This is a genomic window from Paraclostridium dentum, from assembly GCF_048568265.1.
Taxonomy (GTDB): domain Bacteria; phylum Bacillota; class Clostridia; order Peptostreptococcales; family Peptostreptococcaceae; genus Paraclostridium; species Paraclostridium dentum.
Genome location: NZ_CP183813.1, coordinates 3126094 through 3148704, shown reverse-complemented (window position 1 = coordinate 3148704; position 22611 = coordinate 3126094). Strand labels below are relative to the sequence as shown.

At 35.9% G+C, this 22611-nt stretch carries 10 protein-coding genes, 1 tRNA gene, 5 rRNA genes and 1 other annotated feature; of the genes, 1 reads left to right on the top strand and 15 read right to left on the bottom strand.

Annotated features, from left to right (window positions below; all coding sequences use genetic code 11):
- Positions 1–18: 18 nt before the first annotated feature.
- The 12 genes from gltX to ACN6I1_RS14955 all read right to left on the bottom strand — a co-directional run bounded on the left by gltX (position 19) and on the right by ACN6I1_RS14955 (position 18446).
- Positions 19–1500, bottom strand: coding sequence for a glutamate--tRNA ligase (gene gltX / locus ACN6I1_RS15010; RefSeq protein ID WP_419742323.1), 1482 nt, complete (start codon positions 1498–1500; stop codon positions 19–21).
- A 220-nt stretch (positions 1501–1720) separates the two neighbouring features.
- A complete protein-coding gene (locus tag ACN6I1_RS15005) occupies positions 1721–3436 on the bottom strand; it encodes a proline--tRNA ligase (protein WP_419742322.1) in 1716 nt (571 codons plus the stop codon).
- Positions 3437–3489: 53 nt separating this feature from the next.
- Positions 3490–3708 (bottom strand) — a binding site (T-box leader).
- Positions 3709–3856: 148 nt separating this feature from the next.
- A complete protein-coding gene (gene ispF / locus ACN6I1_RS15000; protein WP_021428178.1) occupies positions 3857–4336 on the bottom strand; it encodes a 2-C-methyl-D-erythritol 2,4-cyclodiphosphate synthase in 480 nt (159 codons plus the stop codon).
- A 16-nt stretch (positions 4337–4352) separates the two neighbouring features.
- Positions 4353–5033 (bottom strand): 2-C-methyl-D-erythritol 4-phosphate cytidylyltransferase, encoded by a 681-nt coding sequence (ispD, locus tag ACN6I1_RS14995; protein ID WP_419742321.1) that lies wholly within the window; start codon positions 5031–5033, stop codon positions 4353–4355.
- Positions 5034–5168: 135 nt separating this feature from the next.
- The gene (locus ACN6I1_RS14990) at positions 5169–6257 is read right to left on the bottom strand and encodes a PIN/TRAM domain-containing protein (RefSeq protein ID WP_021431481.1); all 1089 of its coding nucleotides are present in this window, start codon (positions 6255–6257) and stop codon (positions 5169–5171) included.
- A gap of 98 nt (positions 6258–6355) precedes the next feature.
- On the bottom strand, positions 6356–7426 hold the full coding sequence (disA, locus tag ACN6I1_RS14985; protein WP_148552198.1) for a DNA integrity scanning diadenylate cyclase DisA: 1071 nt from the start codon (positions 7424–7426) through the stop codon (positions 6356–6358).
- A gap of 1 nt (position 7427) precedes the next feature.
- Positions 7428–8807, bottom strand: a complete 1380-nt coding sequence (radA, locus tag ACN6I1_RS14980; RefSeq protein WP_025162202.1) for a DNA repair protein RadA — start codon at positions 8805–8807, stop codon at positions 7428–7430.
- 205 nt (positions 8808–9012) lie between these two features.
- Positions 9013–11313: an ATP-dependent Clp protease ATP-binding subunit gene (locus ACN6I1_RS14975; RefSeq protein ID WP_419742320.1), complete on the bottom strand. Its 2301-nt coding sequence runs from the start codon at positions 11311–11313 to the stop codon at positions 9013–9015.
- 129 nt (positions 11314–11442) lie between these two features.
- Positions 11443–13377 (bottom strand): elongation factor G, encoded by a 1935-nt coding sequence (locus ACN6I1_RS14970; RefSeq protein ID WP_419742319.1) that lies wholly within the window; start codon positions 13375–13377, stop codon positions 11443–11445.
- 312 nt (positions 13378–13689) lie between these two features.
- Positions 13690–13806, bottom strand: a 5S ribosomal RNA gene (gene rrf, locus ACN6I1_RS14965).
- Positions 13807–13866: 60 nt separating this feature from the next.
- Positions 13867–16781 (bottom strand): 23S ribosomal RNA (locus ACN6I1_RS14960).
- Between the two features lie 163 nt (positions 16782–16944).
- Positions 16945–18446: ribosomal RNA gene (locus ACN6I1_RS14955) — 16S ribosomal RNA — on the bottom strand.
- A gap of 329 nt (positions 18447–18775) precedes the next feature.
- Between ACN6I1_RS14955 and ACN6I1_RS14950 the strand changes: the two genes are divergently transcribed.
- The gene (locus ACN6I1_RS14950) at positions 18776–18967 is read left to right on the top strand and encodes a hypothetical protein (RefSeq protein WP_021428578.1); all 192 of its coding nucleotides are present in this window, start codon (positions 18776–18778) and stop codon (positions 18965–18967) included.
- Between the two features lie 449 nt (positions 18968–19416).
- On the opposite strand, the gene rrf (ACN6I1_RS14945) is transcribed toward ACN6I1_RS14950, so the two are convergent.
- The 3 genes from rrf (ACN6I1_RS14945) to ACN6I1_RS14935 form a co-directional block, all read right to left on the bottom strand.
- Positions 19417–19533, bottom strand: a 5S ribosomal RNA gene (gene rrf / locus ACN6I1_RS14945).
- Positions 19534–19544: 11 nt separating this feature from the next.
- Positions 19545–19618, bottom strand: a tRNA-Gly gene (locus ACN6I1_RS14940).
- Between the two features lie 57 nt (positions 19619–19675).
- Positions 19676–22590: ribosomal RNA gene (locus ACN6I1_RS14935) — 23S ribosomal RNA — on the bottom strand.
- The 16S, 23S and 5S rRNA genes sit together here with 1 tRNA gene alongside, the layout of an rRNA operon.
- Positions 22591–22611 lie beyond the last annotated feature (21 nt).

The window sequence follows — 22611 nt, the reverse complement described above, 5'->3', positions numbered from 1 at the left end:
TAAAGGTGAGATTTTTTACTATAATAAGTTTTCTTTTACATATTTTATTCTATTTAAACATGTTTGTTTACCTATAACAGCTGCTGCTTTTGGTAAATCTGGACCATGCATTTGTCCAGTTAATACTATTCTAGTTCCCATGAATAAATTTTTACCTTTTATTGCATGTTCTTTTTGTATTTCTTTAAACATTGCCTTAAAGAACTCTTCACTTATTTCGTCTGCAACATTAATTTTTTCCTCTAATGCATTTACTAATGTTGGCATATGCTCTAATTTTAAGAATTCTTGACATTCTTCTGTTTCTAACTCTACTTTGTCTCCAAAGAATATATTTACGTGATCTGTTACTTCTTTTACATATTGTAATTTTTCTTTAACAACAGAAACCATAGCTTTTACAAACTCATATCTATTTTTAGCATCTTCTTCTGTTATGTATCCAGCTTCTATTAAGAAAGGTATTGCTAAATCAGTTATATATTCATCTGAAGCATCTTTTATATAATGTTGATTAACCCAATTTAATTTATCTGTATCAAATACTCCTCCACTCTTAGAAACTCTTTCAACAGAGAAGTGTTCTTCTAATTCTTTCATAGTAAATAATTCTTGATTATCTTCTGGAGACCAACCAACTAAAGCAACATAGTTTACTAATCCTTCTGGTAAGTATCCTTTTCTCTTGAAGTCTTCTACAGCAACATCTCCATGTCTTTTACTTAATTTTTTCTTTTCTTTATTAAGTATATTTGGAAGATGTACAAATGTAGGAGCTTCCCATCCAAATGCTTCATATAAATATACATGTTTTGGAGTAGATGATATCCATTCTTCTCCTCTTATAACATGTGTTATTTTCATCATATGGTCATCTACAACAACTGCAAAATGGTATGTTGGGAATCCATCAGTTTTTATAAGCACTTGATCATCTAGTTCATCAGTATTAAATTCAGTTTCACCTCTTACTAAATCAGTAAACTTTATAACATGATTTTCAGGTAATTTTAATCTTATTACATGTTCTTCACCAGCTGCTAATTTAGCTTCTACTTCTTCTTTTGATAAATTTCTACAATGACCATCATACTTTGGAGTTTCTCCAGCTTCTTTTTGTTGCTCTCTAACTTCATCTAATCTTTCTTTTGAACAGAAACAATAGTATGCTTTTCCACTATCTAATAATTCTTGGATATAACCTTTGTATATATCTAATCTTTCAGATTGTATATATGGTCCGTATGGTCCAACTTGAGTTACATTTTTATTTTCATCTAACATAACTCCTTCTGTATGGTTAACTCCTGCCCATGACATTGCTTCTAGCATATTTTCTATTGCACCATCAACAAGTCTAGTTCTATCAGTATCTTCAACTCTTAATATGTATTCTCCACCCATTCTTTTTGCAAATAGATAATTGTATAATGCAGTTCTTAAACTACCTATATGAACAAATCCTGTTGGACTTGGAGCAAATCTTACTCTTACGTTCATAACTTTACCTCCTAAAATAATCTTAATATCTATTATAATACCAAACTTAATAAGTATTTATAATAAAAACTTTATATTACTATTACTATAGTTACCCTATTTTTTAAATTTTCCACCTGTGGATAATTGTATTTTTATACAAAATTAAATAGTATATATATCCACATTTTATTCAAAATGTTAATAACTTCGTGGATTATATATACTATTTTAATTTAAACTATCCTAACTTAACTTCATTTTTAGCAAATTCAGCTTTTATTTTATCGTTTATCTCTTCTAAAGATATTAACTCTTTTTCTGCTTCGTCTCTTAATTTAAACTCAACTTTTCCATCAGTTATATCTTTACCTACTGTTATTCTCATAGGTATACCTATTAATTCAGAGTCTTTGAATTTTACTCCTACTCTTTCATCTCTATCATCTAATAATGCTTCTACTCCCATAGCTGTTAATTCATTGTATATCTTCTCAGCTGCTTCCATATGCTCAGCTTTCTTTATATTTACAGGAACTACAACTACATGATATGGAGCTATTGCTAAAGGCCATACTATACCATTGTCATCATTATGTTGTTCTATAACTGCTGCTGCAGTTCTTTCAACACCTATACCATAACATCCCATAACTATTGGTTTACTCTTACCATCTTTATCTATATATTTAGCTCCCATAGTTTCTGAGTATTTTGTACCTAATTTGAATATATGACCAACTTCAACTCCTCTAGCTATTTCAAGTGGTGCTCCACAACATGTACATTTATCTCCTTCTTGTACATTTCTGAAATCTCCAACTACACCATCAAAATCTCTACCAAAGTTAGCATTTCTTATATGGTAATCAGTTTTATTTCCACCAACCCCTATGTTACTTTGCTCTGCTACTTCTTTATCTATAAATACATAATCTGCTTTCATTCCTATTGGTCCAGCAAATCCTACTTCAGCATTAGTTAATTCTTTTACTACTTCTTCTCTTGCTAAATCAAATTCTATAACTTCACCTATAGCGTTAGCAACTTTAACTTCATTAACGTCTCTATCTCCTCTTACTAAAACAACAACTGTCTTTCCATCTGCTTCATATATTAATGTTTTAGCAAATGTATCTGCTGTTGTATTAAAGAACTCACATAATTGTTCTATAGTAGTTACTCCTGGAGTATGAACTGGTTCTAATTCTCTCATTTCTTCTTTAGCTTTTAAATCGTCTACTGAATTAGCTTTTTCTATATTTGCTGCATAGTCACAACCAGTACAGAATACTATTTCATCTTCACCTACTGGAGATTTAACCATAAACTCTGCTGAAGTTGATCCTCCTATAGCTCCTGAATCAGCTTGAACTGGACTATTTTCTAATCCACATCTTCTAAATATTTCTGTATATGCATCATACATATCTTGATATGATTTATCTAATCCAGCTTCGTCAGTATCAAAGCTATATGCATCTTTCATAGTGAAAGACTTAGTTCTCATTACTCCGAATCTTGGTCTTCTTTCATCTCTATATTTAGTTTGAATTTGATATAAATTTAAAGGTAATTGTTTATATGAAGTAATCTCTTGTCTTATTATATCTGTGAAAACTTCTTCATGAGTAGGTCCTAAACAGTAATCTCTAGTATTTCTATCTTTTAATCTAAACATTTCTGCTCCCATTACATCCCATCTTCCAGACTCTTGCCATAATTCAGCTGGAATTAATGCAGAACATAGTATTTCTTGACATCCCTTTTTGTTTAACTCTTCTCTTATTATATTTTCTATTTTTTTGAAAACTCTTATTCCCATAGGTAATTGATTGTATACCCCTGATGACATTTTCTTTATCATACCAGCTCTCATCATTAACTGATGACTAGTTATTTCTGCATCTGCTGGAACCTCTCTTAAAGTAGGCATAAACATTCTTGACATTTTCATATTTTCTTCCTCCTATTGAATTTTTTTATAATCAAAAAAACCCTTCATCTCAATATAGAGACGAAAGGTTATATTTCCGCGGTACCACTCTAGTTAATTGATAAGTAATTTTATCAATTCTCTTTATAGGATATAACGGTCCTTCCCGTAAGAACTTTTTACCATTCTTAAGCTCTGAGACTGGTTCAAAGAATAATTTTTAGAAACTTTCACCAAGTGTTTCCTCTCTGTAAAAAATACTATCTTTTACTATTTCTCTTCTTAGCTTTTTAATTATAAATAATTGATTATATTTTATAGCAATTAATATACCTTGTCAACGTATCTAATTTCATTTTAGTAAGCTTTTGTTATACCTACTATTATGTTCTTGGTGAACTTTTTGATACATTATTTATAATAATTTTATAGAATTTATTTCTAATTGTCAATGTTAATTAATAAACAAATACTTTGCGATGAAATTCCTTCTTTGTTCCCTGTGAAACCTAATCCTTCTTCTGTTGTTGCTTTAACATTTACATTGTTTATATCTGTATTTAAAACTCTTGCTATATTTTCTCTCATTTTTTGTATGTGTGGAGCCATTTTAGGGGCTTGTGCTATAATTGTCGCATCTAAGTTTCCAATAGCATATCCTTTTTCTTTTATTAAATTATATACATGCTCTAATAATTTCATACTGTCTGCACCTTTATACTTTTCATCTGTATCAGGGAAGTGCTTACCTATATCTCCAAGTGCTAATGCCCCTAGTATAGAGTCCATTATCGCATGAAGTAAAACATCTGCATCTGAGTGCCCTAATAATCCTTTTTCGTGTTCTATTTCAACTCCACCTAATATTAATTTTCTATTTTCAACTAGCTTATGAACATCATATCCCATTCCTACTCTCATTTTTTATCCTCCGAAATTATATATTTTTTAAAATTTGATCTCCAAATTCTAAGTCTTCTTGTGTAGTTATTTTTATATTATTATATGACCCTTCTATCATTTTAACATTATAACCTATTCTTTCTACTAACATTGCATCATCAGTTCCATAGTAATTGTTATTATATGCATCTTCGTATGCTTTTGTTATAATATCATATTTAAAAACCTGAGGAGTTTGTACCGCCCATAAATAACTTCTGTTTGGAGTATCTACAATATTTCCATTATCACTTACTACTTTTATTGTATCTTTTACCTTAACTCCAACAACTATAGCATTATGCTCATTAGCTTTATTTATAGATCTTTTTATTATATCATCTGTTACAAAAGGTCTAGCACCATCATGTATTAGTACTACATCACATTCTTTTTTTAACATTTTTATTCCATTGAACACAGAATCTTGTCTTTCATTTCCTCCATGTGCTACTTTTATATTTGTAAATCCATATTTCTCTTTAATATTTTTATTAAAGTATTCTTCTTCATCTTCTCTTATAACAACAACTATATCATCTATATTTTCACTATTATAAAATTTTTCTATAGTGTGTGCTACAATTTCCTTATTTTTTAGCTTTATAAATTGCTTATTTATATCTTTCTTCATTCTACTTCCAGTTCCAGCTGCTACTATTACAACACCATTCATAAACTCACCTCTTATAATACGAATAAATAACTTAAATATATTTTACCATAGTAATAATTAAATTTTAATAAACTAAAAAATTCAATTCACTTTATCAAAAAAAGCCTTCAGAACTTTTATCCTGAAGACTTTTAACTAATCAACTTTAGGTTTTCCAAATATCATTCTTCCTGCTGGTGTTTGTAATACTGATGTAACTAAAACACTTATAGTTTCTCCCATATGTTTCTTTCCACCATCTACTACAATCATAGTACCATCATCTAAATAGGCTATACCCTGATTAGATTCCTTACCTTCTTTAACAACTTGAACTATCATATGTTCACCAGGTATCGCTACTGGTTTAATTGCATTAGCTAATTCATTTATATTAAGAACTTCAACACCTTGAACTTGAGCTACCTTGTTTAAATTGTAGTCATTTGTAACAACTTTACCCCCAAGTGTTTCAGCTAACTTTAATAATTTTGCATCAACTTCTGCTATATCATCAAAATCTCTGTTGCTTATTTCAACTTCAATATTTAATTCTTTTTGAATTATGTTAAGTATATCTAATCCTCTTCTACCTCTAACTCTTTTTAAGTCATCTGAAGAGTCTGCTATATGTCTTAATTCATCTAGAACGAAAGTAGGAATTACAAGCTTACCTTCTATAAATCCAGTTTGGCATATTTCAGCAATTCTACCGTCTATAATAACACTAGTGTCTAGAACTTTAGGTGGTATACTTTTTTCTTCTTTTTTAGAATTCTTGTCCTTATTTACTGATAATCTAGTTAACTTGTTTAAGTTAAAAATATCATCCTTACTCTTTAGTGCTATTCTACTACCTAAATAACCTAAAAATACATATGTAAATAAAGATAGTAAGCTTCCTATTACAGGTATCTTTAACATCAATATTAATTGACTTACAAGATAAGCTATAACAAAACCAACTATTAATCCTATAGTACCTAATATTATATCTGTTTGAGGATATTTAGAAATTTCCCTATCCATAGCTTTTGCTATTTTCCTAGATTTGTTCATAATCCAAGGAGCTATTATAAAGAATACAAAACCTATTACTACTCCAATAACTATAGAAATTATAAATACATATAGCTCTGATCCTAACGAAATTTGAGGAAATTTTTGAACTAATGATATATACGTTGTCATACCTAACACGAATCCTACTAATGTAAGTATCGCTCTTATTATCTTAGATACCAAATTTTCACCCCCTATATTTTTTCCTTAATATTTTCTTATTATAATCAAACTATTAACTATATTCAAGCACAATATTGTTTCAAATTTGACATAATATATTATATATGTCTATCTATAAGTGATAATTCTTGCATTTTTATAAGTCCATTTTTTATATATTTTGCTCTTATTTCACCTATTCCCTCAACATCGTCTAAATCTTCAATTGTTGCACATAGTATATCCTGAAAATCTTCAAAATAATTAACTAAATTCTCAATTATAGCACTAGGCAATCTATGTATTTTATTTAATATTCTATATCCTCTTGGTCTAATCGGCATATCCATACTTTCTGAGAAACCTGTATATCCTAACATTTTTGCTATATTTGCTAAATCAAGTAACTCTTCTGATGATAATGATATAATTTTTTTCTTAAATTCAGCTAAATTCATATCATTTCTTTTATAATCTTTTAGTATTTGATTTTGATCTATTTTAGTTGTTCCCATTAGTTCATCAACCTGCATACTTAAAAGTGTACCTTCCACACCTAATTCTACTATATACTTTTCAATTATATTTGTCACTCTCATAACCATTTCTATCTTTTGAACTACGAGTACAACATCATACAAAGTTACGAAATCTTTAAATTCTAGTGCATTTAAACTTATTATAGCTTGGTCTAAAACAGACTTATATTTTTCTAGAGTTTGTAATGCTTGATTAGCTTTAGTAAATATCTTTGATATATCTTCTACTACATATTTCTTATCCCCTTGATATACAGTTATAACATTTCTTCTTTGAGATATAGCTATTACAATTCCTCCAGTTTGTTTTGCAACCCTTTCAGCAGTTCTATGTCTTGTTCCAGTTTCAGCTGTTTCAATTGAGTAATCTGGTATAAGTTGAGCATTTGCAAAGAGTATCTTCTTCATATCCGAACTTAAAACTATAGCTCCATCCATTTTAGCTAACTCATATAAGTATGCTGGAGAATATTCTGCATTTATAGCAAACCCTCCATCAACAATGCTCATAACCTCATCGCTATCGGCAATTACAATAAGTCCTCCTGTTTTAGCCTTTAAAACATGGTCTATTCCCAATCTAAGGTCTGTACCAGGAGATATCATTTTTAGCGTTCTAATTGCTTTTTTGCCACTAAAAAAATCATCCATTTTATCTATTTCCTCCTAATACCATATTTATAGCTTGTCTTACACTATCCACTGGACATATATCTATCCCTTTTACATCTTTAACAGCCTCATAATTGCTCTTTGGAATAACGATTTTAGTGAAACCTAGCTTCTTACATTCTGCGATTCTCTTTTCTATAAAGCTCACCGCTCTTACTTCTCCTGTTAATCCAACTTCTCCTGTAATTGCTACATTCCCATCTATAGGTATATTTCTAAAACTAGAAGCTATAGCCATAACTATTCCTAGATCTATAGATGGCTCATTAATTTTTATTCCTCCAACAACATTTATGTATATATCCTGGTTTTGTATTTGCATACCAACACGTTTTTCAAGAACAGCCATAAGTAATGATACTCTATTATAATCAACTCCTGTAGCCGTTCTTTTAGGAATCCCAAAACTAGTAGGTGATGCTAGTGCTTGCAATTCTAAAAGCATTGGTCTAGTACCTTCTACTGTAGATATAATTATAGACCCTGCTACATCTTTTGGTTTTTCGGCTATAAGTATTTTAGATGGATTTTCTAACTCAACTAATCCTACTTCTCGCATCTCAAATACACCTAATTCATTTGTAGACCCAAATCTATTTTTTACAGCTCTTATCAATCTATACGTATTGAATCGTTCTCCTTCAAAATATAATACAGTGTCTACCATATGTTCTAATACCTTCGGTCCTGCTAGTGCACCTTCTTTAGTTACATGTCCAACTACAAAGGTTGATATACCCATTTTTTTAGAAATTTTCATAAATCTCGAAGTACCTTCCTTTATCTGGCTTACAGTACCTGGAGCAGATGTAATTTCAGGACTAAAAACAGTTTGTATAGAGTCTAATATAATTAAGTCTGGATTTACACTTTCTAAGTGAGCTTCTATTATACTCAAGTTATTTTCAGCAAATATATATAAATTATCGGACTTTATTCCTAATCTTTGAGCCCTCATTTTTATTTGAGATGCAGATTCTTCTCCTGATATGTATAAAACTTTTTTACCGCTATTAGCAACATTACTTGAAACTTGTATAAGTAATGTTGACTTACCAATACCTGGATCCCCTCCGACTAAAACTAATGATCCTTTAACTACTCCTCCACCTAAAACTCTATCTAACTCGTTTATGCAAGTTGAAAATCTTTGCTCTTTTATAGTTTCTATCGAGTTTATATTTAAAGGTCTAGATGATGATTTATCTATAACAAAAACTTCTTTATTTGATTTTGAAGTTTTCTCTTCTATTTCTTCGACAAATGTATTCCATTTGCTACATTCTGGACATTTTCCTAGCCATTTACTATTCTCATACCCACATTCTTGACACACATATTTAGTTTTTATTTTAGCCATTTATAAACTCACCCTTATGTAATTTTTTATATATTATTAATTTTATCATATATATCTATTAATATGTTAAATTTATAATATATAAAAAAATTCACTTAATTTAATAAAATACATAGCTCGGAAATTACATTTATCATCAGTTTAGAATTAAATGTAATTTCCAATAAAAAAATCAGTTTTAAGATTAATTTTTTTACATTTTTAATCATTTATTTTCAAATATAACTTTTTCTTCAACAACTTTAGCTACTATATTATCTCCTTTTTTTATATCTTCACTCAATATCATATCCGCTAATACATCTTCTATTTCTTTTTGAATAGCCCTTTTTAGAGGTCTAGCTCCATATTCTAAGTCTATTCCATATTTAGATATAAGATTTAAAACATCATCTGAAATTTCTAAGCTAATATTAAGTTGATTTAATCTGCTTATTAAATTACTAAGCATTATTTTAGAAATTTCATGTAAATTATCTATATTTAATTTATGGAAAACCACTATATCATCAATCCTATTTATAAATTCTGGTTTAAATCTATTCTTAACTTCTGATAAAATTTTTTCTTTCATAGCTTTATAATTTTCATCAATTACATTTTTATTTTCAGAAGCTGAAAAACCAATTATTTGTTGCTTATTTATACTTTTTGCACCTATATTAGATGTCATAATTATTAGTGTATTCTTAAAATCTACAGTTCTTCCTTTAGAGTCTGTTAATCTTCCTTCATCTAATACTTGAAGTAGTATATTAAACACATCTTCATGTGCTTTCTCTATTTCATCAAATAAAACTAAAGTATACGGATGTCTTCTTACAGCTTCGGTCAATTGACCTCCATCATCATGCCCTATATATCCAGGAGGAGATCCTATTAGCTTTGAAACTGAATGTTTTTCCATATATTCTGACATGTCTATCCTAATAATTTGATTTTCATTTCCAAAATGAGCTTCTGCTAATGCTTTGCATAATTCTGTTTTTCCAACACCTGTAGGCCCTAAGAATAAGAATGATCCTATTGGTCTTTTGGGATCTTTTAATCCTGCTCTAGATCTTCTAACTGCTTTTGATACAGCAGTTACAGCCTCCTCTTGCCCAATAACTCTTTGATGAAGTATAGATTCTAAGTTTAGTAATTTATCTCCTTCAGATTTAACTATTTTACTTATAGGTATTCCAGTCCATAAACCTATTACCTCTGTAACTATTTCACTATTAACTGTAGGTTTATTATTTTTTAATTTTAAATTCTTCATTCTGATTCTAGATGCAGACTCATCAATTATATCAACTGCCTTATCTGGTAGATATCTATCTACAATATATCGACTTGATAAATCAACGGCTGCTTTTATTGCTTCTTCTGTTATTTTTACACCATGGAAATTTTCGTATTTTTCTTTTAATCCTTTTAAAATTTTGATTGATTCCTCTTTGGTTGGTTCTTCAATTAAAATTGGTTGTAATCTTCTTTCTAATCCAGTATCTTTTTCTATACTCTTTCTATATTCATCTATAGTTGTAGCACCTATAACTTGTATATCTCCTCTTGATAATACTGGCTTTAGTATATTAGATGCATCCATAGAATTTTCTCCTGTTGCTCCTGCTCCTACTATAGTATGCATCTCATCTATAAATAATATAATGTTATCAGATTTGACAACTTCTTCTATTACTTTCTTTATTCTTTCTTCAAACTCACCTCTATACTTAGCTCCTGCAAGCATTCCTCCTATGTCTAAACTGTATATAAGCTTTCCTTGAAGGGAACTAGGTACTTTGTTGCTTTCTATATTAATTGCTAACCCTTCTACTATAGCAGTCTTTCCTACTCCAGGATCACCAATTAATATAGGATTGTTTTTAGTTCTCCTACTTAAAATTTGAATAATTCGTTGCATTTCATCTTCTCTACCAATTAGTGGGTCTAATTTAGAACTCTTTGCATATTCATTTAGGTTAACTGCATATTTCTCAAGTGTAGGAATATTTAATTTTTCCTTTTCTTTCTTAGGTTCTTCGTTTTTACTTTCATCTCTAAAAAGTATTATACTTGTTTCTGGTCTAGATACCTCTATCAAAGATTTAATTATGACTTGCTCAGTTATATTATTCATACTTAGAATTTTCACTGCTAAACTATCTGTTTCTTGTAAAATTGCTAACAAGATATGTTCAGTATCTATAAGAATACTATCAAATTGTTCTGCAAATATAGCTGAGTTATCTAATACGTCTTTGCTTCTAGGACTTAAAAAAATATCATCTGTACTATCATTAATTCCTATTCCATATATATCTATAATTTTTTCACATATTATATCTTCATCCATCCCTAATTTTAATAAAACCTTAGAAGCTGTTCCCTCTTTCTCTTTAATTAAACCAATCAATAAATGTTCTGTACCAACTACTCTATGCCCAAACTCTTTTGCATATTCTATAGATATATCTATCGCTTTTTGAGCTACCTTAGAAAATTTGTCAAAGTACAATATAGTCCCTCCTCAATTTTAATATTAGATATATATATACTATATGCCCTAATAGTTTTTATTGTTTCAATAAATAAAGAAATCCTAGGAATTATATTCCTAGGATTTCTTTTTAATTAAATTTGCAAATTAATTAATTTCAGAGTTAGATATTATTTTTTGTGCAATTTGTATTGGAACTTCTTCATATTTATCAAGTTCCATTTCAAAATAACCTCTACCTTGTGTCATAGCTTTTAAATCTATTGCATACTTAAATGTTTCTGCCTGTGGAGCATTTGCATAAATAACTTGTTTACCATTATTATCAGGTTCCATACCTAATATTCTTCCTCTTTTTTTATTTATATCACCCATAACATCTCCCATATATTCATCTGGAACTACTATAGTTAATTTCATTATAGGCTCTAAAAGAACTGGCACTGCTTGCTCTACTCCCTTTTTAAAAGCTATATTAGCTGCTAACTTAAAAGCCATTTCTGAAGAATCTACATCATGATAAGATCCGTCATAAAGAGTTGCCTTTATATTAGTAACTGGATATCCAGCTAGTATACCTTTTGACATAGATTCTCTTATTCCCTTCTCAACTGCAGGTATATATTGTTTAGGAACAGACCCTCCAAATATATCTTCTTCAAATTCAAAATCATTTTTAGAATACTCTAACCTTATTTTAACATCTCCATACTGTCCATGTCCTCCAGATTGTTTTTTATGCTTACCTTGAACATCTGCTTTTCCTTTTATAGTTTCTCTATAAGCAACTTTTAAATCTGTTAAATCTACATCTAATCCAAATTTTTCTTTCATTTTATTTTTAACTATATTTATATGAAGCTCACCTTGCCCACCAATTAAAACTTGTTTAGTTTCTACATTCCTACTCCATGTAATCGTAGGATCTTCTTCTGATATTTTACTTAGAACAGCACTAATTTTATCTTCATCCCCTTTATTTTTAGCTTGTAATGCAAAATATATTTGAGGTTTAGGAAAGATAAGCTGTTCATCTGCTTTATGATTTTTATTTATAGATATAAAATCTCCTGTCTGCAAGGAGTTTACCTTAGTCATAACAACTATATCACCTGCATTAGCACATTGTATCTCAGATAACTCATTATTATTCATAGTATATATATTATAAATTTTTTCTTTTACAGACTTATTTACATTATATACTTCTATATCTTTTTTTATATTTCCTTGTAATATTTTGACATATGACATTTTTCCTATAAAAGGATCTACTATAGTTTTAAATATGCTTCCATTTAACTTATCATTTTCATATACACACTTAGGTTGAATATAGCTAGATATAATTCCTAATATTTCCTCTGTACCTACATTGTTTATTGTAGATCCACATATAACTGGTATTATATCTCCATTTTGAATACCTATAGTTGTACCTCTCTTAATATCTTCTTCTGTCAAATCTTCTCCACTAAAATATTTTTCTAATAATTCATCATCTGTTTCAGCTATTAACTCTAATAATCCATCTCTTGTTCCTTCTACTTGTATTTTAAATTCATCACATAAATCTGAATCACTTTCAAAGATATTATGTAGCTTAATAAATTCCTCACCATTATATATAGGCATATACATAGGTACTATTTTGTTACTATATTTATCTCTTAGTTCTTCAATTAAATCTTTATATCTGGATTTATCATTATCAATTTTATTTATAAATATAAGTTTAGGTATAGATTCTCCTGCAAGTTCTAGTGCTTTTTCTGTTCCAACTTGAATGCTAGTAGTAGCATCTATGACGATAACGGCAGCATCACTAGCACTTATAGCTGATATAACGTCTCCTGTAAAATCAGAATATCCAGGAGTATCTAGTAAATTTAATTTGTAATCTCTATATTCTATAGGAACTAAATTCATACTATATGTCATACTTATCTTATCTGTTATTTTAGGCATTTTATTTGTATTTTTAGAAGTATATGCCATTGCTTCAATTAAATTTGTTTTTCCACATCCACTATGGCCTAATATAGCTATACTTCTTATATTATTACTATCATATACCTTCATATCTAAGCACCTACCTCATATCATTTTAATAATTTATATGCAATTAATATAAGGCTTTATGTGCAATTATTTTAAATATTAAACTATTAAAAGTAAAATGTATCTCGTTTAACGTGAAACATAAACTTAAAATCATCTTTTCTTATCTCTTTATCTCATACCGTACAAGCGTAATCATTTTTAGTTTACACAACAAAAAGTGGTTAGTATTAAGTTACAATGCAGAAGTCATTTTAAAGCATCTTCTCAGCTTTATGACTTCAAATGTAACTTAATACTAACCACCTCAAATCCACGTAAAATAAAAAGATTACGCGGCTACGTCCTACTCTCCCAGGCAGCTTCCCACCAAGTACCATCGGCGCTAAAGAGCTTAACTTCTGTGTTCGGAATGGGAACAGGTGTATCCTCTTTGCTGTAATAACCGCATAATCTTTATTTAGAGTTAGTACTCTAAAAACTGAATAACATTTGTAAGATTAAATAATCTTGGTCAAGTCCTCGATCTATTAGTATCGGTAAGCTACATACATTGCTGCACTTACACCTCCGACCTATCAACCAGGTAGTCTTCCTGGGATCTTACCCTTACGGTGGGAAATCTTATCTTGAAGTTGGCTTCGCGCTTAGATGCTTTCAGCGCTTATCCATTCCGTACATAGCTACCCAGCCATGCCCTTGGCAGAACAACTGGTACACCAGAGGTACGTCCATCCCGGTCCTCTCGTACTAAGGACAGGTCTCCTCAAATTTCCTACGCCTGCGACGGATAGGGACCGAACTGTCTCACGACGTTCTGAACCCAGCTCGCGTACCACTTTAATGGGCGAACAGCCCAACCCTTGGGACCTACTACAGCCCCAGGATGTGATGAGCCGACATCGAGGTGCCAAACCTCCCCGTCGATGTGGACTCTTGGGGGAGATAAGCCTGTTATCCCCAGGGTAGCTTTTATCCGTTGAGCGATGGCCCTTCCATGCGGAACCACCGGATCACTAAGTCCGACTTTCGTCCTTGCTCGACCTGTATGTCTTGCAATCAAGCTCTCTTCTGCCTTTACACTCTACGCACGATTTCCGACCGTGCTGAGAGAACCTTTGAGCGCCTCCGTTACTCTTTGGGAGGCGACCGCCCCAGTCAAACTGCCCACCTGACAGTGTCCCAATACCTGATTCAAGGTATCTGGTTAGAATCTCAGTACTACAAGGGTGGTATCCCAAGGATGGCTCCACCGAGACTGGCGTCCCGATTTCATAGCCTCCCACCTATCCTGTACATGTAGCACCAAAATTCAATGTCAAGCTACAGTAAAGCTCCATGGGGTCTTTCCGTCCTGTCGCAGGTACCCGGCATCTTCACCGGGATTACAATTTCACCGAGTCTGTTGTTGAGACAGTGCCCAAATCGTTACGCCTTTCGTGCGGGTCGGAACTTACCCGACAAGGAATTTCGCTACCTTAGGACCGTTATAGTTACGGCCGCCGTTTACTGGGGCTTAAGTTCACTGCTTCGGATAAATCCTAACAGATCCCCTTAACCTTCCAGCACCGGGCAGGCGTCAGCTCCTATACATCGTCTTGCGACTTAGCAGAAACCTGTGTTTTTGGTAAACAGTCGCTTGGGCCTATTCTCTGCGGCCACCTCGGGCGTTAACCCTAACGTGGCACCCCTTCTCCCTAAGTTACGGGGTCATTTTGCCGAGTTCCTTAACAACAGTTCTCTCGCTGGCCTTAGGATACTCTCCTCACCCACCTGTGTCGGTTTGCGGTACGGGCACCTTTAATCTCGATAGAAACTTTTCTCGACAGTGTGAAATCAGCTACTTCGCTACTTAATTTCGCTCCCCATCGTACCCCAGCATTATCATGGCGGATTTGCCTGCCTTGACTGCCTCAGTACTTAGCCACACATAACCAACAGTGTGGTTAGCTTATCCTACTGTGTCATTCCATCTCTCAAACGATTATCGGTGGTACAGGAATCTCAACCTGTTGTCCATCACCTACGCCTTTCGGCCTCGGCTTAGGTCCCGACTAACCCAGGGCGGACGAACCTTCCCCTGGAAACCTTGGGTTTACGGCCCGTGGGATTCTCACCCACGTCTCGCTACTCATGCCAACATTCTCACTCCTATACTGTCCACACGTCCTTACGGTCATGCTTCAGCCTGCATAGGAAGCTCCCCTACCTATCATAAATGATATCGTAGCTTCGGTAGTAAGTTTTAGCCCCGGTAATCTTCGGCGCAGGATCACTCGACCAGTGAGCTATTACGCACTCTTTAAATGAGTGGCTGCTTCTAAGCCAACATCCTGGTTGTCTATGCAATCCCACATCCTTTACCACTTAACTTACATTTAGGGACCTTAGCTGACGATCTGGGCTGTTGCCCTCTCGACTATGAATCTTATTACCCACAGTCTGACTCCCAAGTATAAAATAACGGCATTCGGAGTTTGATAATCTTCGGTAAGCGCAATGCCCCCTAGGATATTCAGTGCTCTACCTCCGTATTTCTCAACCTTGAGGCTAGCCCTAAAGCTATTTCGGGGAGAACCAGCTATCTCCGAGCTCGATTGGAATTTCACCGCTATCCACAAGTCATCCCCGAGCTTTTCAACGCTCGTGGGTTCGGACCTCCACGAAATTTTACTTTCGCTTCATCCTGCTCATGGATAGGTCGCTCGGTTTCGGGTCTACGACAGCAAACTTAACGCCCATTTAAGACTCGCTTTCACTACGGCTCCATACCTTAAGTACTTAACCTAGCTTACTATCGTAACTCGTTGGCCCGTTCTACAAAAAGTACGCGGTCACACATATAAAGTGCTTCCACAGCTTGTAAGCGCAGGGTTTCAGGTTCTATTTCACTCCCCTCCCGGGGTTCTTTTCACCTTTCCCTCACGGTACTATGCGCTATCGGTCACTAAGTAGTATTTAGCCTTGGAGGATGGTCCCTCCTGCTTCCCACAGGGTTTCACGTGTCCCGTGGTACTCTGGATCACATCTAAAGTCTTCTCGTTTCAACTACGTGGCTATTACACTTTATAGCGGAGCTTTCCAACTCTCTTCGTTTACGATACCTCTTTGTTGATGATGTGTCCGCAACCCCAGCGAAGAAAACTTCACTGGTTTGGGCTATTCCGCGTTCGCTCGCCGCTACTTACGGAATCGAATTTCTTTCTTTTCCTCCGGGTACTTAGATGTTTCAGTTCCCCGGGTTCCCCTCACTAAGCTATGTATTCACTTAATGATACTTAGACATTACTCTAAGTGAGTTTCCTCATTCGGAAATCTTCGGATCAAAGTTTACGTGCAACTCCCCGAAGCTTATCGCAGCTTATCGCGTCCTTCATCGGCTCTTAGTGCCAAGGCATCCGCCCTGCGCCCTTAATAACTTGACCAGTTATTAAAAGTGTTATTTTTTAAAGAGTTTTCTTCTCTTATAATTGGTTTATTTAATCATCACTAAATGTTATGCAGTTTTCAAAGTACTAAAGTACAATTAAGTACTAATTTTGAGAACAATAAGCTCTCAAAATTAAACAGTAGGCAATTACTCCTTAGAAAGGAGGTGATCCAGCCGCACCTTCCGATACGGCTACCTTGTTACGACTTCACCCCAGTCATTGGTTTCACCTTCGACGGCCGCTTCCTAAAAGGTTAGCTAACCGGCTTCGGGCGCCCCCAACTTCCATGGTGTGACGGGCGGTGTGTACAAGACCCGGGAACGCATTCACCGCAGCATTCTGATCTGCGATTACTAGTAACTCCAGCTTCATGTAGGCGAGTTTCAGCCTACAATCCGAACTGAGAATGGCTTTAAGGGATTAGCTCCACCTCGCGGCTTGGCAACCCTCTGTACCACCCATTGTAGCACGTGTGTAGCCCTAAGCATAAGGGGCATGATGATTTGACGTCATCCCCACCTTCCTCCGAGTTATCCTCGGCAGTCCCTCTAGAGTGCCCAACTTAATGCTGGCAACTAAAGGCAAGGGTTGCGCTCGTTGCGGGACTTAACCCAACATCTCACGACACGAGCTGACGACAACCATGCACCACCTGTCACCACTGTCCCCGAAGGGAAATCTCCGATTAGGGAGAGGTCAGTGGGATGTCAAGCTTAGGTAAGGTTCTTCGCGTTGCTTCGAATTAAACCACATGCTCCGCTACTTGTGCGGGTCCCCGTCAATTCCTTTGAGTTTCACTCTTGCGAGCGTACTTCCCAGGCGGAGTACTTAATGCGTTAGCTGCGGCACCGAGGGGGGTAACCCCCGACACCTAGTACTCATCGTTTACGGCGTGGACTACCAGGGTATCTAATCCTGTTTGCTCCCCACGCTTTCGTGCCTCAGTGTCAGTTACAGTCCAGAGAGCCGCCTTCGCTACTGGTATTCCTCCTAATATCTACGCATTTCACCGCTACACTAGGAATTCTACTCTCCTCTCCTGCACTCAAGTTCTCTAGTTTCAAAAGCTTACTACGGTTGAGCCGTAGCCTTTCACTTCTGACTTAAAAAACCACCTACGCACCCTTTACGCCCAGTAATTCCGGATAACGCTAGCCCCCTACGTATTACCGCGGCTGCTGGCACGTAGTTAGCCGGGGCTTCCTCCTCAAGTACCGTCATTATCTTCCTTGAGGACAGAGCTTTACGACCCGAAGGCCTTCATCGCTCACGCGGCGTTGCTGCATCAGGCTTTCGCCCATTGTGCAATATTCCCCACTGCTGCCTCCCGTAGGAGTCTGGACCGTGTCTCAGTTCCAGTGTGGCCGATCACCCTCTCAGGTCGGCTACTGATCGTTGCCTTGGTAAGCCATTACCTTACCAACTAGCTAATCAGACGCGGGTCCATCCTGTACCGCCGGAGCTTTGATACAAAAGCCATGCGACTTTCGTATGTTATCCCGTATTAGTATACCTTTCGGTATGTTATCCGTGTGTACAGGGCAGGTTACCCACGCGTTACTCACCCGTCCGCCGCTCTCTCCGAAGAGATCGCTCGACTTGCATGTGTTAGGCACGCCGCCAGCGTTCATCCTGAGCCAGGATCAAACTCTCAAATATAATTTAAAAAGTTGTCCATCGCTCAGCTAATCATTATCTGAATATCTGGCTTGGTTGTTTGTGTTTAATTCTTAAAAAAGAATTTTTATAATTAACCTACTGTTTAATTTTCAAAGTTCATTTTTGTTTTGCCCTTTTCTTAAGGACAAGTAATACTATACCATCTTAATTTAACATCGTCAACACTTTTTTAAAATTTAATTTTATTTTTTTATTTTTTTATATAATTTCAATAATATTATTCCATTATAAATAAGTTATATAGACTGAATATAATACATTTTTATTGGAAAACTATATAAAAATACTTTTGCAAGGAGTTGTTAGTTATGCCAGATTTCAACCATATAAAAGGTCTTTATGAGGATGGATTTAGATGTATATATTGCAATTCTGAAAGTAGTACACATACAATTTATTTGAAAAATTTTGATAGTGAAAAATCTGAAGTCATAGAATTAACAAATGATGATGATTTTAATCAATTTCAAGATTATATAAGTACACTTAGAATGCAATAAAAATAAAGGAGCATAGCTCCTTTATTTAGTTATCATAATTTTTTTTATTAATTTTAATAATTGTTCTCTATCTATTTCCTTTTCTTTTTTCGCTGACTTATATTCATATAAATTAACTACCTTAGTAACAGATTTACTCATTCAAACCACTTCCTATAAGATTATTAATTATTTATATATTTAATTCTACAAGAGGATAAATTTTCCTCCTATAAAAACTAAATTTTACAAAATTCCATATTTTTTACTACTCTAAATATACTTCTTAAGGTTTTTTTATATATTAAAATTGCAAATAAAATTTAGTTTTAAATACATTTATTTATTAATATTATCGTCGAATAAAAAGTTTTTAATCAATATATTTAATTTTTATTTTTTAAATTATATATTCTAAAAAAACTATAATTATACCTATAACTATAATTTCCAAAAAATAAAAAAAGATTACGCGGCTACGTCCTACTCTCCCAGGCAGCTTCCCACCAAGTACCATCGGCGCTAAAGAGCTTAACTTCTGTGTTCGGAATGGGAACAGGTGTATCCTCTTTGCTGTAATAACCACATAATCTTTATTTGGAGCGGGTGAAGGGGATCGAACCCTCACAGCCGGCTTGGAAGGCCGGAACTCTACCATTGAGCTACACCCGCATATATTTTGAGTTAGTACTCTAAAAACTGAATAACATTTATTAAGATTAAATAATCTTGGTCAAGTCCTCGATCTATTAGTATCGGTAAGCTACATACATTGCTGCACTTACACCTCCGACCTATCAACCAGGTAGTCTTCCTGGGATCTTACCCTTACGGTGGGAAATCTTATCTTGAAGTTGGCTTCGCGCTTAGATGCTTTCAGCGCTTATCCATTCCGTACATAGCTACCCAGCCATGCCCTTGGCAGAACAACTGGTACACCAGAGGTACGTCCATCCCGGTCCTCTCGTACTAAGGACAGGTCTCCTCAAATTTCCTACGCCTGCGACGGATAGGGACCGAACTGTCTCACGACGTTCTGAACCCAGCTCGCGTACCACTTTAATGGGCGAACAGCCCAACCCTTGGGACCTACTACAGCCCCAGGATGTGATGAGCCGACATCGAGGTGCCAAACCTCCCCGTCGATGTGGACTCTTGGGGGAGATAAGCCTGTTATCCCCAGGGTAGCTTTTATCCGTTGAGCGATGGCCCTTCCATGCGGAACCACCGGATCACTAAGTCCGACTTTCGTCCTTGCTCGACCTGTATGTCTTGCAATCAAGCTCTCTTCTGCCTTTACACTCTACGCACGATTTCCGACCGTGCTGAGAGAACCTTTGAGCGCCTCCGTTACTCTTTGGGAGGCGACCGCCCCAGTCAAACTGCCCACCTGACAGTGTCCCAATACCTGATTCAAGGTATCTGGTTAGAATCTCAGTACTACAAGGGTGGTATCCCAAGGATGGCTCCACCGAGACTGGCGTCCCGATTTCATAGCCTCCCACCTATCCTGTACATGTAGCACCAAAATTCAATGTCAAGCTACAGTAAAGCTCCATGGGGTCTTTCCGTCCTGTCGCAGGTACCCGGCATCTTCACCGGGATTACAATTTCACCGAGTCTGTTGTTGAGACAGTGCCCAAATCGTTACGCCTTTCGTGCGGGTCGGAACTTACCCGACAAGGAATTTCGCTACCTTAGGACCGTTATAGTTACGGCCGCCGTTTACTGGGGCTTAAGTTCACTGCTTCGGATAAATCCTAACAGATCCCCTTAACCTTCCAGCACCGGGCAGGCGTCAGCTCCTATACATCGTCTTGCGACTTAGCAGAAACCTGTGTTTTTGGTAAACAGTCGCTTGGGCCTATTCTCTGCGGCCACCTCGGGCGTTAACCCTAACGTGGCACCCCTTCTCCCTAAGTTACGGGGTCATTTTGCCGAGTTCCTTAACAACAGTTCTCTCGCTGGCCTTAGGATACTCTCCTCACCCACCTGTGTCGGTTTGCGGTACGGGCACCTTTAATCTCGATAGAAACTTTTCTCGACAGTGTGAAATCAGCTACTTCGCTACTTAATTTCGCTCCCCATCGTACCCCAGCATTATCATGGCGGATTTGCCTGCCTTGACTGCCTCAGTACTTAGCCACACATAACCAACAGTGTGGTTAGCTTATCCTACTGTGTCATTCCATCTCTCAAACGATTATCGGTGGTACAGGAATCTCAACCTGTTGTCCATCACCTACGCCTTTCGGCCTCGGCTTAGGTCCCGACTAACCCAGGGCGGACGAACCTTCCCCTGGAAACCTTGGGTTTACGGCCCGTGGGATTCTCACCCACGTCTCGCTACTCATGCCAACATTCTCACTCCTATACTGTCCACACGTCCTTACGGTCATGCTTCAGCCTGCATAGGAAGCTCCCCTACCTATCATAAATGATATCGTAGCTTCGGTAGTAAGTTTTAGCCCCGGTAATCTTCGGCGCAGGATCACTCGACCAGTGAGCTATTACGCACTCTTTAAATGAGTGGCTGCTTCTAAGCCAACATCCTGGTTGTCTATGCAATCCCACATCCTTTACCACTTAACTTACATTTAGGGACCTTAGCTGACGATCTGGGCTGTTGCCCTCTCGACTATGAATCTTATTACCCACAGTCTGACTCCCAAGTATAAAATAACGGCATTCGGAGTTTGATAATCTTCGGTAAGCGCAATGCCCCCTAGGATATTCAGTGCTCTACCTCCGTATTTCTCAACCTTGAGGCTAGCCCTAAAGCTATTTCGGGGAGAACCAGCTATCTCCGAGCTCGATTGGAATTTCACCGCTATCCACAAGTCATCCCCGAGCTTTTCAACGCTCGTGGGTTCGGACCTCCACGAAATTTTACTTTCGCTTCATCCTGCTCATGGATAGGTCGCTCGGTTTCGGGTCTACGACAGCAAACTTAACGCCCATTTAAGACTCGCTTTCACTACGGCTCCATACCTTAAGTACTTAACCTAGCTTACTATCGTAACTCGTTGGCCCGTTCTACAAAAAGTACGCGGTCACACATATAAAGTGCTTCCACAGCTTGTAAGCGCAGGGTTTCAGGTTCTATTTCACTCCCCTCCCGGGGTTCTTTTCACCTTTCCCTCACGGTACTATGCGCTATCGGTCACTAAGTAGTATTTAGCCTTGGAGGATGGTCCCTCCTGCTTCCCACAGGGTTTCACGTGTCCCGTGGTACTCTGGATCACATCTAAAGTCTTCTCTTTTCAACTACGTGGCTATTACACTTTATAGCGGAGCTTTCCAACTCTCTTCGTTTACGATACCTCTTTGTTGATGATGTGTCCGCAACCCCAGCGAAGAAAACTTCACTGGTTTGGGCTATTCCGCGTTCGCTCGCCGCTACTTACGGAATCGAATTTCTTTCTTTTCCTCCGGGTACTTAGATGTTTCAGTTCCCCGGGTTCCCCTCACTAAGCTATGTATTCACTTAATGATACTTAGACATTACTCTAAGTGAGTTTCCTCATTCGGAAATCTTCGGATCAAAGTTTACGTGCAACTCCCCGAAGCTTATCGCAGCTTATCGCGTCCTTCATCGGCTCTTAGTGCCAAGGCATCCGCCCTGCGCCCTTAATAACTTGACCAGTTATTAAAAGTGTTATTTT